Source organism: Limosilactobacillus panis (assembly GCF_019797825.1).
Taxonomy (GTDB): domain Bacteria; phylum Bacillota; class Bacilli; order Lactobacillales; family Lactobacillaceae; genus Limosilactobacillus; species Limosilactobacillus panis_A.
Genome location: NZ_CP081855.1, coordinates 635,252 through 649,191, shown reverse-complemented (window position 1 = coordinate 649,191; position 13,940 = coordinate 635,252). Strand labels below are relative to the sequence as shown.

At 47.1% G+C, this 13,940-nt stretch carries 14 protein-coding genes; 4 read left to right on the top strand and 10 right to left on the bottom strand.

Annotation, left to right across the window (positions count from 1 at the left end; translation table 11 throughout):
• Positions 1–200: 200 nt before the first annotated feature.
• From glmS to cdaA, 4 genes are all read right to left on the bottom strand, one after another.
• On the bottom strand, positions 201–2,021 hold the full coding sequence (gene glmS / locus KZE55_RS02960; RefSeq protein WP_222259163.1) for a glutamine--fructose-6-phosphate transaminase (isomerizing): 1,821 nt from the start codon (positions 2,019–2,021) through the stop codon (positions 201–203).
• Between the two features lie 292 nt (positions 2,022–2,313).
• Positions 2,314–3,669, bottom strand: coding sequence for a phosphoglucosamine mutase (gene glmM, locus KZE55_RS02955; RefSeq protein ID WP_222259161.1), 1,356 nt, complete (start codon positions 3,667–3,669; stop codon positions 2,314–2,316).
• Between the two features lie 20 nt (positions 3,670–3,689).
• The gene (locus tag KZE55_RS02950) at positions 3,690–4,535 is read right to left on the bottom strand and encodes a CdaR family protein (RefSeq protein ID WP_222259160.1); all 846 of its coding nucleotides are present in this window, start codon (positions 4,533–4,535) and stop codon (positions 3,690–3,692) included.
• Positions 4,522–5,373 (bottom strand): diadenylate cyclase CdaA, encoded by an 852-nt coding sequence (gene cdaA, locus KZE55_RS02945; protein ID WP_261313297.1) that lies wholly within the window; start codon positions 5,371–5,373, stop codon positions 4,522–4,524. Before cdaA ends, KZE55_RS02950 begins: the two co-directional genes overlap by 14 nt.
• Positions 5,374–5,472: 99 nt before the next feature.
• Here cdaA and KZE55_RS02940 point away from each other — a divergent pair, with 99 nt between their 5' ends.
• Complete coding sequence (locus KZE55_RS02940) at positions 5,473–6,129, top strand: DUF1361 domain-containing protein (protein WP_222259158.1); 657 nt, start codon at positions 5,473–5,475, stop codon at positions 6,127–6,129.
• Positions 6,130–6,302: 173 nt separating this feature from the next.
• The gene (locus tag KZE55_RS02935) at positions 6,303–7,940 is read left to right on the top strand and encodes an IS1182 family transposase (protein WP_261313296.1); all 1,638 of its coding nucleotides are present in this window, start codon (positions 6,303–6,305) and stop codon (positions 7,938–7,940) included.
• Here KZE55_RS02935 and rbsK read toward each other — a convergent pair.
• Both rbsK and murB read right to left on the bottom strand, forming a co-directional pair.
• Positions 7,893–8,816, bottom strand: a complete 924-nt coding sequence (gene rbsK / locus KZE55_RS02930) for a ribokinase (RefSeq protein WP_222259157.1) — start codon at positions 8,814–8,816, stop codon at positions 7,893–7,895. The genes KZE55_RS02935 and rbsK overlap by 48 nt on opposite strands.
• A 155-nt stretch (positions 8,817–8,971) precedes the next feature.
• A complete protein-coding gene (gene murB, locus KZE55_RS02925; RefSeq protein ID WP_222259156.1) occupies positions 8,972–9,865 on the bottom strand; it encodes a UDP-N-acetylmuramate dehydrogenase in 894 nt (297 codons plus the stop codon).
• A 126-nt stretch (positions 9,866–9,991) separates the two neighbouring features.
• Between murB and KZE55_RS02920 the strand changes: the two genes are divergently transcribed.
• Together KZE55_RS02920 and KZE55_RS02915 are read left to right on the top strand one after the other, a co-directional pair.
• Complete coding sequence (locus KZE55_RS02920) at positions 9,992–10,528, top strand: 3'-5' exonuclease (protein WP_222259155.1); 537 nt, start codon at positions 9,992–9,994, stop codon at positions 10,526–10,528.
• 12 nt (positions 10,529–10,540) lie between these two features.
• Positions 10,541–10,963 carry a PAS domain-containing protein gene (locus tag KZE55_RS02915; protein WP_222259154.1) on the top strand — a complete coding sequence of 141 codons (423 nt, stop codon included), beginning with the start codon at positions 10,541–10,543 and terminating at the stop codon, positions 10,961–10,963.
• 60 nt (positions 10,964–11,023) lie between these two features.
• Here KZE55_RS02915 and KZE55_RS02910 read toward each other — a convergent pair whose 3' ends face one another.
• The 4 genes from KZE55_RS02910 to KZE55_RS02895 form a co-directional block, all read right to left on the bottom strand.
• The gene (locus tag KZE55_RS02910) at positions 11,024–11,509 is read right to left on the bottom strand and encodes a GNAT family N-acetyltransferase (RefSeq protein WP_222259153.1); all 486 of its coding nucleotides are present in this window, start codon (positions 11,507–11,509) and stop codon (positions 11,024–11,026) included.
• Complete coding sequence (gene tsaE / locus KZE55_RS02905) at positions 11,510–11,953, bottom strand: tRNA (adenosine(37)-N6)-threonylcarbamoyltransferase complex ATPase subunit type 1 TsaE (protein WP_222259864.1); 444 nt, start codon at positions 11,951–11,953, stop codon at positions 11,510–11,512.
• A gap of 150 nt (positions 11,954–12,103) precedes the next feature.
• Positions 12,104–13,075 carry a phosphate acetyltransferase gene (gene pta / locus KZE55_RS02900; RefSeq protein WP_222259152.1) on the bottom strand — a complete coding sequence of 324 codons (972 nt, stop codon included), beginning with the start codon at positions 13,073–13,075 and terminating at the stop codon, positions 12,104–12,106.
• Between the two features lie 26 nt (positions 13,076–13,101).
• Positions 13,102–13,824: a uracil-DNA glycosylase gene (locus KZE55_RS02895; RefSeq protein WP_222259150.1), complete on the bottom strand. Its 723-nt coding sequence runs from the start codon at positions 13,822–13,824 to the stop codon at positions 13,102–13,104.
• Positions 13,825–13,940: the final 116 nt, after the last annotated feature.

Genomic DNA, 13,940 nt, shown 5'->3' with positions numbered 1-13,940 from the left:
TAAAACCAAAAAATCACCGTCGCAATGACGGTGATTGGCATAAGAGAGAAAGAGAATTGATTAGAAGGTAAATACTTAATACCTTGCAATTATTATGATAGCGGTTTCATCGATATAAGTCAATACAAAATTTCAAAAATGTCAATTTTGGGAATTAAAAAAGCCGCAACGGTCGACGGTGACCATCGCGACTATTTATCTTATTGAACAGTAACTGACTTAGCAAGGTTCCGCGGCTTATCCACATCCAATCCCTTCCCCAGACTGGTGTAATAAGCTAGCAGTTGTGCCGGAAGTACACTGAGCAATGGTGTCAAGTATTCATCAACATCCGCCAAGACAATCGTGTCATCTTCTTGGGCCAGGTGCCGGGAAACGATGGTGATCGTACTTGCCCCCCGGGCCTTAGTTTCGTCCAGGTTACTCCGGGTCAAACCAGCCGTCCGGTCTTGGGTGATGATACCGATGACCGGTGTATTCTTTTCAATCAGGGCAATTGTCCCGTGCTTCAGTTCACCGGATGCGAAGCCTTCTGCTTGAACATAGGAAATTTCCTTCAGCTTCAGCGCTGCTTCCAAAGAGACGCTCCAGTCAATTCCCCGACCTATATAGAAGGCATTCCGCGGCTTCGAAAGGTAACGCGCGGCCACCTCTTCAATCTTCTTCTTACTATCGGTAATAGCTTGCATCCCGTTGGCAACTAGCCCGAGCTGGTGCTTAACGTCAAAGTCCTTGGCTGGTTGCTTGCCCAGGTATTCACCCAGAGCCTTGGCCAGAATTGCTTCAACGGCGATTTGTGCTGTGTAGGCCTTCGTTGAGGCAACGGCAATTTCCGGACCGGCATAGAGCAATTCAGTGAAGGTCGCTTCACGAGAAAGAGTTGACTTATCAACGTTGGTAATCGTCAGACTTGGCCAGTTGTTCTTATTCACGTTCACCAGTACCTGCCGGCTATCTGCGGTTTCACCACTCTGGCTCAGGAAAATGAAGAATGGCTTCTTGGACAGCAATGGCTGTTCGTAGGCAAATTCCGAAGAAATGTGAACACTAGTTGGGACCCCACAGAGCCGTTCAAAAATCCGGGCACCAACTAAACCAGCGTGGTAACTAGTTCCGGCACCCACAATGTATAAGTGGTCGGCATCGGCCATTGACTTCAGCAGCTTTTCGTCAATTTGCGGTTGCCCATCCTTACCAAAGTACTTTTGAACCAGCTTCCGCATCACTGCCGGCTGTTCATCAATTTCCTTCAGCATGTAGTATGGGTAAGTCCCCTTGTCAGCGGCGTTCTCATCCATGTCAACCTTAAACGACTCGCGGTGCTTTTCGTTGCCGTCAAAGTCCTTGATTGTGACGTGGTCAGGCTTAACAATTACCAGTTCATGGTCATCGATTTCCATGAAGGTGTTCGTCTGCTTGATCATTGACATTGCATCTGAGCCCACCATGTTGTAACCATCAGCCAAGCCGACCAACAATGGTGACTTGTTCTTGGCAACGTATAGGGTGTCCGGTTGCTCCCGATCAATCATCACGAATGCGTAGGAAGAGTCAGAGCTGATTAAACGCAGCACCTTTAAAAGGGCCCCTTCAGTTGACATATTGTTTTCAATAACAAATTTATCAACTAATTGAACAATTACTTCAGTATCAGTCTGACTTGTGAAGTGAACCCCGGCCAAGTACTCCTTCTTCAATTGGGCATAGTTTTCAATTACCCCGTTGTGAACCAGGTAAAAACGGTCATCCTGAGAGTATTGGGGGTGCGCATTCGCCTCACTTGGTTCACCATGCGTTGCCCACCGGGTATGGCCAATCCCGGAAAGACCGTGAACATCATCCGTCAAGGCTGCTTCCAGGTTGCTAATCCGTCCCGGTCGTTTAACGAGGTAATCATGACCCTTTTGGTCGTTTAAATAAACCCCTGCTGAGTCGTAGCCCCGGTACTCCAGCCGTTTCAGCCCCTCAATCAGGATTGATAAACTCTGGTCAGTACCGGTTACTCCAACAATTCCACACATATTTTATTCCATCCTTTTTTATCTAAATTTCATTTAAATTGGTATAGATAACTTTTAAATCGTTAGTTTCTAAGCTAACTGTATTGTATAGTACAGACTTTCAAATTAATTGTCAATCGGTTGCACTCAATTGGTATAGGTATTACTGAAAACATAACCTCTTCACCAGCTTCCATGATCTTAAAAAAAGCGCGCCCCTGGTGGCTAGTTACGGACAGTCGATGGCATTTCATCCCAATGCTTGTCTTCCGCTAGTCATCCGGAGCACGCTCGAATGCATTCTGCAGTTTAATTACTTGACTTCTAGTTCTGCTCGGGCAACATCGCCAATCTTTTCAACGTACTGGTGAACCAGTTCCTTAGTCGGCGCCTCGGCCATAATCCGGAGAAGTGGTTCCGTCCCACTTGGCCGGACAAGGACACGGCCATTACCAGCCATCTCATCTTCGACCTCTTTAATAACCTTCTTAAGGTCCTCATTTTCCATTGCCGCTGCCTTGTCAGCAACCTTGATGTTCAGCAGTTCCTGTGGGTAGGTTGTGACATCACTAGCCAGCTCGGCCAAGGTCTTACCGGTTTCCTCGACCACGGATAGTAATTGTAAAGCAGTCAGCATCCCATCACCCGTGGTGTTGTGGTCCAAGAAGATGATGTGACCGGATTGTTCACCGCCAAGGTTGTAGCCGTTCTTCAGCATCTCTTCAACAACGTAACGGTCACCAACTTTGGTCTTAACGCTCGTCATCCCGTGAGCTTCCAGGGCCTTGTACATCCCTAGGTTACTCATGACGGTCGTTACCACGGTATCCTTCTTCAGGGTTCCCTTGTTGTCCATGTACTTCCCACAGATGTATATAATCTTGTCACCATCAACAATGTTCCCGTCAGCGTCAACCGCGATGCAACGATCACCGTCACCATCGAAGGCCACCCCGAGGTCAGCACCGTTTTCAACAACCGCTTTCTGGAGTCCAGCAGGGTGGGTTGACCCACATTCAAGGTTGGTATTCAACCCGTCTGGCTGATCATTGATTGGCACAAAGTCGACGTTCATGTCCGCAAAGAGGTTGGAAACAAAGCCACTCGTGGCCCCATTAGCAGCATCAACAACGATCTTCAGACCACTCAAGTCGGTTGAGACAGTTTGTTCCAGGAAGGAAGTGTATTTCAAAGCCCCTTCGTGGTAGTCGGTAACCATTCCCAGGCCCTTATCAGATGGCCGGGGCAAGGTATCCTCATCCACGTCCAGTAATTGTTCAATTTCATATTCAAGGTCGTCTGACAGCTTGAAGCCGTCCCCACCAAAGTACTTGATTCCGTTGTACTTGATTGGATTGTGACTGGCTGTAATCATGACTCCGGCATCAGCATCCTGAGCCCGAACTAGGTAGGCAACCCCGGGCGTGGTAACGACTCCTAAGCGGAGGACCTCAATCCCCACGGAAAGCAGGCCGGCAACCAAGGCATTCTCCAACATTTCGCCGGAAATTCGGGTATCACGGGATACCAGAACTTGTGGCTGCTTCCGCTCAGAGTGCCGCGTTAAGACGTAGCCCCCGGCCCGGCCAACGCGAAAGGCCAGTTCGGGACTTAAATCCTGGTTTGCAACCCCACGGACACCATCTGTACCAAAATACTTTAATTTCATTGTTCTTCTCCTTCAATTAATTATTTAGTAGAGCTCGTACTGCTACTACTTTTCTTCGTAGTACTATTCGTTATGTCGTTACTATCCTGATTCCTGCTCGAGGAAGAACTGTTAGACTCTTCACTACTGGAGCTGCTGGAGTTATCACTACTCCGGTTAATTGGAATCGTCACGTTCGTTGTCTTCGGCGTAATAACCACGTTCAGTGTCTGACCATTCTTATCCAGTGCCTGCAAGGTTACCTGCCGCTGCAAGTCATTCTTAGCGTCACTTGGAATAGCGACAAAGGCCACTACCCGGCTAACCCGGTCAACTTCTTCTCTTGAACCGGTAACCTGAACAACATCCGTATCCAGTCGCGGTCGACCAATCACGTAGCCATTGTCTAACGTCCGTGAATTCAGCCGGACACTTACCCGCATACTGATGGTCCGACGCGGTTGAATATTGACATTAATATACTGTGGCTTGGTCGTGGCACGTAGTTCAGAATTAAGGCCACTGGTCTTGACCTTTACCCGGTGGTTCCCCGGCGTAAGCTTACTCAGGTCTAAGTAGGCCCGAAAATTCTGGGTGTTGTTAGTAGTAGTAACTAACGCCGATGGTCCGTTGACCCGGACCTTGACCGTTTGGGGATAACCAGTGACGACGTACTTAGCATTATCAACGGTAATGTTGAGTGGCATTTCAATCGTTGCCGACTTGTTGGACATCAAAGCACTATTACGGTTGCTGTCCCGGGTATTCTGGCGTAAAAAGCCATTCTTGCTGCCGTTGACGTACACAAAGAGAAAGATTGCCAAGACCAAAGCCGTTAAACGTAGCACCCACTTGCGGCTGAAAAAGCCGTCGTTATTTTTGTTCATGACGACCGCCTCCGTTGCGACCAAGCAAGCCAAACAACTTAGTCAGCAGGTTTTCGCTTTCTTGAGGAACCTTCTTATAAAGTTGGGCCCGCAAGAATTTCAGATAATCATTCTGGGACATGTTACGGATTAACTCGTTATCCTTAGTAATAGAAACCTCACCAGTTTCCTCCGAAATAACGATTGTCAAGGCGTCCGTAACTTCACTGATTCCGACCGCTGCCCGGTGCCGGGTCCCCAGCTCCTTGGGGATTAGCTTACTATCTGATAACGGTAGGTAGGCGGCCGCTACGGCAATTCGGTTGTCCTTAATAATAACGGCCCCATCGTGCAGTGGCGTATTCGGAATAAAGGTATTGATTAACAGCGCTCCAGAAATGTCCGCATCCATTGGAATTCCGGTTTCAATATATTCTTCGAGACCCGTATTCATTTGAATACTAATCAAGGCCCCAATCCGACGCTTTGACATGTATTGAATTGCCTGATCAAGTTGCTTGATCATTTCCTCTTCGGTCTTATTCGCTGTTTGATGAGCCGTAAAGAATGAACCACGCCCAAGGTGTTCCAGTCCCCGCCGAATTTCTGGTTGGAAGATAACCACGATTGCGATTACTCCCCAGTTAATTACCTGGTCCATCAACCACGAGACGGTGCTTAGGCCAAAGTACCAACTGATGACCTTGACCAAGATGACGATCAGAATTCCACGGAAAAGCTGGACAGCCCGCGTCCCGCGAATTAGGATCAACAATTCGTAAATCAAGAACCAGATGACAAGGATATCGATGAGGTGGATCAAGTTCTGCCACGTCAGAAGCGAAGCAATAAACTGCATAGCATTCACCATCCTCCAAATTCACGTTCATATTATATCATTTTCACCGGTAAAAGTCTGGTATGCTAGTAGTATTAACTAAATCAAGGGGGCTGTATTTTGCAACGAATTTCTTTTCAGTGGAAAGTGCGTATCCTTTTTCTGGCATTAATTGCCTACCTATGGCTAATGGTCAGGCCGCCGTATAACTTTATGGCCTTTAACACCTTTCTCGGTTACTTGCCAATTGAGTTTGGCTTTCAGATGCGTCGCTTCAATGACCGCCGGGCCCTGGCCTTTTGGGTCACCCTTGTTCTATGGATAATTTTTTACCCGAACGCCCCGTACGTAAGCACAGACCTCTTCCACCTTTCCTGGCTCCGTCCTCACACCAGCATTAACGGCATTCTCAAGAGTGACCCCCACATCTGGCTAATCTTTGTCTTAATGGTTGTTTGTGCCTTTTCCTGCTTAACCTTGGGAACCATTAGTCTTCAAAATACCGCCGCTCAGCTGACCCGGTTAACAAGTCCTCACCATCCCCGGCTGCAAGCTTGGTGGGTATTCTTTTTCTGCTTTACTTCCAGCGTCGGAATCTATATTGGGCGCTTCCTTCGCCTACACTCCCTCTACCTCCTCTTTACGCCTTCATGGTTTATCCGTCAGCTACTGGGTATCTGGTCTAAGCCAATGCTCGAATTCACCACCATGTTAACGGTCATGCAGATAATCATCTATGGTCTCTTACGATTAGTCCAGCATCTTCCCCAAAAATAAAAAGGGGCTGTGACATAAGTCCCAAATAATTAATGGAGTTAGATGAAATCTTCGGATTTCATTTAACTCCATTTTCCTTTAAAATATTAGTAAAAGAAAAGACATCGACCTGACCGTCGATGCCTCCAAAATACCCTCGAAAGGATACAAAAACATTGGAACTTAATTATAACATGAATCAACTTAGTTTGAACATACCTACTGCTTATGAACCTGAGTTAAATCATCCAGCACGTTATATTAATCGGCTGGTTGAAAGCTTAGCGCTGCGGCGACCCAATATTATGGGTCGACCAAGAGAGTATGATCCACGAATGCTGTTAAAGTTAGTTTTACTGGCTTACAGCTATGGTATCATTTCCTCTAGGAAAATTGAACGCTTTGCTCGTGAAAACATTATTGCGATGTGGTTGACTCAAGAACAGCGCCCAACCTACCGCACCATTGCTCGCTTCATTGTCTCCCAAGAATTGGAAGATATGATTCAGAGTAGTTTCAAGGAATTTTATGACTATTTAAAGGCTCAGGGAATGATCGATGAGGCTTCATTCATTGATGGCACTAAGATTTTAGCTAACGCAAATAAGTTTTCCTTTGTTTGGAAGAAACGCACCATTAAGTATCGCGAATTAAACGTTGAAAAGGCTCAAAAACTAATTCGTGAAATTAAGCAAGCAGAGGTTAAGATTGATGTTGATGAAGATAGCTTTGACATTGATCAACTTGATACGATTATTGCCTTACTTGAACAACGGATTGAAGAGTTAAACCAACGGGTGGCCGAAACCGCAAAGGTTTCGCCCAATCCGGCCAAGCAGGAACGACGTCATGCCAAAAAGTATCTCCATGCTTTAGACCATTGTCGTCAAAAGCATCTTGAATACCAAGCCCAATCGCAGATTGCTGGCCAACGTAATAGCTATTCCAAAACCGATCATGACGCTACTTTTATGCGTTTAAAGGAAGATCCGATGCGTAATGGTCAAACAAAGCCAGCGTATAATCTTCAAATTATGACTAGCTCACAGTACGTGCTGGGTTATGAACTCATGCAGAACCCAACCGATACTAGAACCTTAATCCCATTCTTATCTCATCTCGCCCAGAACGAAGTTTTGGGGCGAGAAATTGTTGCCGATGCTGGTTACGGATCAGAACGCAATTATAAGTATATCGAAGATGAGCTATCTGATTGTACAGCTTTAATTCCTTACAGCACCATGATTAAAGAGAATAGCCGTAAGTGGCGTTCTGATGATCGAAAAGTAATGAACTGGGAATATCATGAGGCTGATGACTTTTATGTAAACCCACAGGGCGTCCGATTCAACTTTAAACGATACGCATACCGAAATGATAAATACAAATTCCGTCGTGATTTCAAAGTATATCAAGCAGAGAAGTATGATGAGAATCATCAAATTATTTCTCAGGCATTAACACCACATGGGAACACTAAGTACCTTATGGTGAACCCACAGTGGGAATATTTTAAGTCGAAAGCTCGCGAGTCGCTTTCAAATTCCAACACTTACTCCCGTCGTAAGTACGATGTAGAGACTGTTTTTGGTAACTTGAAGGCTTATTTGGGTTTTAAAAGATTCACAGTACGTGGTCTTAAGAAAGCCAAAAGACAAATTGGGATTGCTTTAATGGCATTAAACATGAAGAAAATGGCCGGGAGGCCGCTCATTTTCTCAAAATATTCAGATAATCAAAAAGCTCCATTCAGAATTTTTGTCACAACCCCCATTATTTTTAAATTAGTTTTCTGCAAGGGCCGCTTTAACCTTGTCAGCCGTTGGGATTGAAGGCATTGCCCCCATCTGTTGAACCGTTAGACTAGATGCCCGTTGTGCATATACCAATGCATCGGCGACGTTGCTCAGGTCATCCTTTAATTGGGAACTCAGGGCCCCAATAAAGGTATCCCCGGCCGCGGTTGTGTCCACCGCCTTGACCTTAAATGCCGGAACAAGACCGTGAGCTTTTGGCGTAGCATAGAAGACGCCTCGCGAACCAAGCGTGATCAGTAGGTGCGTAACGCCACGCTTTTGGAAATACTCCGCACTCTTTAGCATCGATTCTTCGTCCGCAACTTCAATTCCCGTTAACAGGGCACACTCGCTTTCGTTTGGGGCAATCACGTCCGTGTAGGAAAGCAATTCTGGAATGATGTCATGGGCTGGCGCCGGGTTCAAAATCGTGGTAACCCCGTGTTCCTTAGCCAGCTTGAAAGCTGCCAGAGTAACCTCTTGGGGAGTTTCAAACTGGCTAATTAAGAAGTTGGCACCATCCAACACATCCTCAATGCCCGCCAAAACATCAGTAGTCATCGCCTGGTTGGCCCCACCATAAATCATAATGTCGTTTTGACCATTGGCGTCGAGCGTAATAGCAGCGGTTCCCGTACCATGGTACTTATCAACCATGATGTGGTGGACATCAATGTTGTTTTCCTTAAGGGCTTCCAGCATGTATGAGCCTTCGTTATCAGAACCAACCGCGCCCACAAAGGACGTCTGTGCACCGGAGCGAACAGCCGCAACAGCTTGGTTAGCACCCTTACCACCAGGCGCAGAACTTTTGCTCTTTGCCGAGATTGTTTCTCCTGGTTGGGGGAAACGTTCTACGTGGTAAGTGGTATCAACGTTAATACTTCCTAAAACTACTACCTTATTCGCCATTTTCATTCTCCTTTATCCGTAAATTCTCTTGATTTTATTCTATAATACCATATGGCAAAAACGATTACAAAGCTTAATGCAACAATAAGTAAAACGTTTTGATAGCTTTGCAATAGAGAAGGGAAAGAAACTATCCGTCCCTTCCCCCGCAATTTCTAATTACGACCGATAATCCGGACTTCAGTCTGGAGGGCAACCCCATACTTCTTCTTAACGGTTGCCTGAACATGGTGGATCACCGCTACGTAATCTGATGCCGTTCCGTGGTCAATGTTAACGATGAAGCCCGCATGCTTCTTAGAGACCTGAGCGCCCCCCGCGGTATACCCTTGCAGGCCGGCATCGTGAATTAGCTTACCAGCAAAGTACCCCTGTGGACGTTTGAAAACACTACCGCAGGATGGTAAATCAAGGGGCTGTTTAGCAGCCCGACGTTCATTCAACTCCTTCATCTTGGTGGCAATTTCGTCATGGTCACCAGCTCGGAGGGTAAAGGTAGCATCTAAGACAATCCCGTGAGAATCCTGAATACTGCTGTGGCGGTAACCGAAGTCCAGTTCCTGGTTATCTAATTTCTTAATCGTTCCATCTGGAAAAAGAACCGTAGCTGAAGATGCGACCATCTTCGTTTCACCACCATAGGCACCGGCGTTCATAAAGATTGCTCCACCAATACTGCCGGGGATTCCCGCCGCAAATTCAAGGCCCGTCAGGCTGTGGTCCCGAGCGACTTCAGTTGTCTTAATATAAGCAGCCCCTGCCTGAGCAGTTACCTTATTGTGGTCAACGGTGATTGCGTCCATCTTAGTTAATATCAGGACGAGCCCTTCAATGCCGCCGTCACGAACAATCAGGTTACTGGCGTTACCGAGGACAGTCAAGGGGACCTGGTGAACTCGAGCGTAATCAACCAGTTTCTTGACCTCCGCTACATCCTTTGGGAAAGCAAGCCAGTCAGCGGGTCCGCCGGTATGCGTGTAAGTATAATGCATCAGTGGTTCATCCTGCTTAATTTCGATACTAGGAAACTCATTCATTAAATTAGCCATTTCGTTATTCCTCATTTTCTGATTACTTCTCTTCAACATCCTATAGTATTGTAGCATTTAATTGCAAAAGCCGGCGAGCATTTGTACAATAATAAATATCAGCAAACAGATTAGGACGGTGTTTAAATGAACTTTGTTGCCTTGGATTTTGAAACCGCAAGCGGTAAGCGCTATAGTGCCTGTTCACTGGCCCTTTCAATCGTCCGTAACGACCAAATCGTTGACGAGTTTTATTCCTTAATTAACCCCCACACGGACTTCTTCTGGCGCAATATCCAGGTTCACGGGATTCATGAGCGTGACGTCGCTGATGCCCCTTCATTTCCCGCTGTCTGGGACCACATCAAAGAGTTTTTTACCCCCGACAAACTGGTCATCGCCCACAATAACCGCTTTGACAACAGTGTGTTAAAGAACACTTTGGAGCACTATGGCATCCAGCCACCAGCTTACCAGGCCCTTGATACACTGACTACGAGTCGACGCCTACTCCCAGGTTTAAGTAACTATAAACTCAACACGGTCTGCGACGCCCTCAGTATTGATCTTCACCATCACCACAACGCTTTAGACGATGCCCAGGCCTGTGCTAATATCCTCCTTTATCAGGGCCGCCATTTTAGTCCCCAACAACTTAAACCCTTCATTAAAGTTATCGGTTAGGAGAATCTAATTATGCAAAGTATTACCCTTAATGGTGGCCAGCTTTCTTTAGACGAGCTAAACGCCATTTTTACCACCATTCCCGTTGAATTTGACTTCATTGACGAAGACGACATCATCCGCTGGTCATCAGCGAACCGCCACCGGCTATTCAAACGGACTGACAAGGACCTCGGTAAACACGTTTTGGATGTCCACCCCGGACACAGCCAAAAACGGGTCAAGCAAGTGCTGGCCGAGATGCACGGTGGCAAGCGCGATTCAATCAAAATCCTGATCAACTACCACCAGCAACCAGTCAGCATTGCCTTCTATGCCCTCCATGATAACAATGGTCAGTACCTCGGCTGCGTTGAGGTCACCCAACCGGTCGGTGACTTCCAACAGCGGGGATCATTCTGGCGAAATATTAAACAGATGTTTAATAAGAAGTAACTATAAAACCACTTAAGATTAATTCAGGCGGTCATCTTGCCTAATCTTAAGTGGTTTTTATTATTCCGGCTGGTATTCCATCAAAAGGGCTAGACGACCATCTTCTATCGTCGTCCCCGTTTTCTTAAAGTGCATCTTCCGGTAAAGGGCAATTGCCGGTGTGTTATCTGCAAAAACTGCTAGGACCAGCCTCGTTAAACTGCTATAATGCGTGAACCAATACTCGGCTTCGTCAACAAGCAACTGACCAATACCATTTCGCCAGTACTTCTTTTCAACGACCACGCCCAGTTCACCCGTTTCTGGCTGCTCCGCGAGCATCATAACGGTAACGATACCCACTGGTTCATCATCCAGCATCGCAAGCATCACCACACAGTCATCGAACTGGTTGATCATCTTGATATTATCGGCCTCTTGTTCCAGGCTTACGTCTAACAGGTGGGGAACCTGGACAGCATTACTTTCCGTGGCCGTCTGTCGTAAGAAGGCAAGAACTTTGGCGGCGTCTTTGGGGCCTGCCAGCTTAATTGTGACCGCGCTCATTTAAGCCACCACGTTCTTAACGATTTGCGCAAAGTGGTCACCATGGGGTTCAAATTCCAGAACCCGCTTATTCTCATCATCGGTCCGCCGGAAGTGGATGGCTAAAAAGTCCGCCGGTAATTCGTCTTCCACAAACTCGGCCCATTCAACCACGCTTACCCCGTCGCTATCGAAGTATTCCTCAAGGCCCAGGTCCGCTGCACCACCGTTCTCCAGGCGGTAAGCATCCATATGATATAGTGGCAATCGCCCGTCGTGGTATTCATGAATAATCGTAAAGGTCGGGCTCTTGATAATGTCTGGAATGTCTAATCCTTTCGCTAGTCCCTTGGTAAAGGTTGTTTTCCCCGCGCCGAGGTCACCGTCAAGAACAAGGACATCGCCGGCCTGGAGCTTTTGACCAATCTTTTCGCCCAGGGTAATGGTTGCCTCCCGACTACCCATCTTCACTTTTTCTTCCACCAGGATCACCTCAATTTCATTATTACTGTTATTATTGTAGCTTATCCGCAACGGGAAAACAAAAAGCTGGGTTGCGTACTTTATCAACCCAGCTTTATTTTTAAATTCGCTATCACGCGAGCCACAACAGTTTTATGCCCGGGCTGCAGTAATCAAAGCGACGTCGTAAACGTCATCTTCATTGCATCCCCGTGAAAGGTCCGCAATTGGGGCGTTCAAGCCTTGCAGAATTGGGCCCACCGCCGTGAAGCCACCAAAGCGTTGAGCAATCTTGTAGCCAATATTACCGGCTTCCAGACTTGGGAACACAAAGACGTTAGCGTGACCAGCAACCTTAGAGTCTGGGGCCTTTAGTTCACCAACTTCAGGAACAAAGGCGGCGTCAAATTGGAGTTCACCATCAGCTGGCAGGTCTGGTGCCATGTCGTGAACCTGCTTCGTTGCCTCGGCAACCTTAGTGACCATGTCACCCTTGGCAGAGCCCTTCGTGGAGAAGCTCAACAAGGCAACCTTAGGGTCAATGCCAAAAAGTTTAGCAGTATCAGCACTTTGAACAGCAACTTCAGCCATCGTTGGGGCATCCAGTTCAATGTTGATGGCGCAGTCAGCAAAGATGTAACGCTGGTCGCCCTTGATCATCAAAAAGGCACCACTAATTCGGTGGGCACCGGGCTTGGTCTTAACAATTTGTAAAGCCGGACGAACGGTCGAACCGGTAGAGTGAACGGCACCAGATACCATCCCGTCAGCCTTACCCATGTAAACGAGCATGGTTCCGAAGTACGAAACGTCCTTGAGCATTTCCGTAACTTGTTCAGGAGTGTTCTTGCCCTTCCGCCGTTCAAGCAAGGCGTCAAACATTGCCTTCTTGTCTTCTTCGGGGTATTCAGCAGGGTCCAGAATGCTTAAAGCAGAAATGTCCCAATCGTTGTCCTTGGCGGTCTTTTCAATGTCTGCCCGCTTGCCAAGCAGGATTGGCTTGATCAAGCCGTCGTTTTGCAGACGAACAGCAGCACCGAGGACCCGCTTGTCTTCACCTTCTGGGAATACAATCGTCTTGTTTTGTCCCTTAACCTTGGCAGCAATTTCATCAAATAATTCCATTATGCAAGTACCTCCTCAATTGATCCTTAAGCATTTTTCGGCAACTGATCAGTTGCCCCTTCATCCACCACCGGATTTTCCGGCAGTTGCCAATCAATTGGCTGTTCTCCCATTGCGCGAAGTGCTTCGTTGGTCTTTGAAAACGGCCGTGAGCCAAAGAAACCACGGTTAGCAGACAGCGGGCTCGGGTGGGCTGATTCGAGAATAATATTGGTATTCGTGTTGATCAGCTTCTTCTTGTCCCGGGCTGCCCGTCCCCACAGGATAAACACCACCGGTTTGGGACGCTCTGACAATGCGTGGATGGCCGCATCTGTCAGCTTTTCCCAGCCATGTCCCCGGTGAGAAAAGGCCTGTCCCGCCCGGACGGTCAAAACCGAGTTAAGCAGGAGAACGCCTTGGTCGGCCCAGTGTTTTAGGTAGCCATGGTTCACGGGCTTAAAACCCACGTCACTCTGCAATTCCTTATAGATATTTTGCAAAGATGGTGGAACCGCCACTCCTGGTAATACTGAGAAACTGCATCCGTGTGCCTGGTGGGGGCCATGGTAAGGGTCCTGCCCCAAAATAACCACCTTCACCTTACTAAAGGGGGTCCACTCAAACGCCTCAAAGATATGATGCATCTCCGGATAAATTGTCCGGTGGGTGTACTCCTCTTTTAAGAAGTCATGAAGCTGTGAATAGTATGAACTTTCAAACTGGGGCTTAAGGACTGGCCACCAGTCATTGTGGATTAATTGTCTCATCAGTATTATGCACCTCGTCTTTTATTCTATCATATCTAATTTAGTGGTAACAGTGAATTTGGAAACGCTTTTTTGTAAATAGATTATTGGGCATTTATTGGGTAAACTGGTAAAAT

Bases quoted from the DNA above. Each gene is read 5' to 3' on its own strand.
- glmS (WP_222259163.1), bottom strand. From the start codon at position 2,021: ATGTGTGGAATTGTTGGAGTAACCGGTACTGACCAGAGTTTATCAATC.
- glmM (WP_222259161.1), bottom strand. From the start codon at position 3,669: ATGAAATTAAAGTATTTTGGTACAGATGGTGTCCGTGGGGTTGCAAAC.
- KZE55_RS02950 (WP_222259160.1), bottom strand. From the start codon at position 4,535: ATGAACAAAAATAACGACGGCTTTTTCAGCCGCAAGTGGGTGCTACGT.
- cdaA (WP_261313297.1), bottom strand. From the start codon at position 5,373: ATGCAGTTTATTGCTTCGCTTCTGACGTGGCAGAACTTGATCCACCTC.
- KZE55_RS02935 (WP_261313296.1), top strand. From the start codon at position 6,303: ATGAATCAACTTAGTTTGAACATACCTACTGCTTATGAACCTGAGTTA.
- rbsK (WP_222259157.1), bottom strand. From the start codon at position 8,816: ATGGCGAATAAGGTAGTAGTTTTAGGAAGTATTAACGTTGATACCACT.
- murB (WP_222259156.1), bottom strand. From the start codon at position 9,865: ATGGCTAATTTAATGAATGAGTTTCCTAGTATCGAAATTAAGCAGGAT.
- KZE55_RS02920 (WP_222259155.1), top strand. From the start codon at position 9,992: ATGAACTTTGTTGCCTTGGATTTTGAAACCGCAAGCGGTAAGCGCTAT.
- KZE55_RS02915 (WP_222259154.1), top strand. From the start codon at position 10,541: ATGCAAAGTATTACCCTTAATGGTGGCCAGCTTTCTTTAGACGAGCTA.
- KZE55_RS02910 (WP_222259153.1), bottom strand. From the start codon at position 11,509: ATGAGCGCGGTCACAATTAAGCTGGCAGGCCCCAAAGACGCCGCCAAA.
- tsaE (WP_222259864.1), bottom strand. From the start codon at position 11,953: ATGGGTAGTCGGGAGGCAACCATTACCCTGGGCGAAAAGATTGGTCAA.
- pta (WP_222259152.1), bottom strand. From the start codon at position 13,075: ATGGAATTATTTGATGAAATTGCTGCCAAGGTTAAGGGACAAAACAAG.
- KZE55_RS02895 (WP_222259150.1), bottom strand. From the start codon at position 13,824: ATGAGACAATTAATCCACAATGACTGGTGGCCAGTCCTTAAGCCCCAG.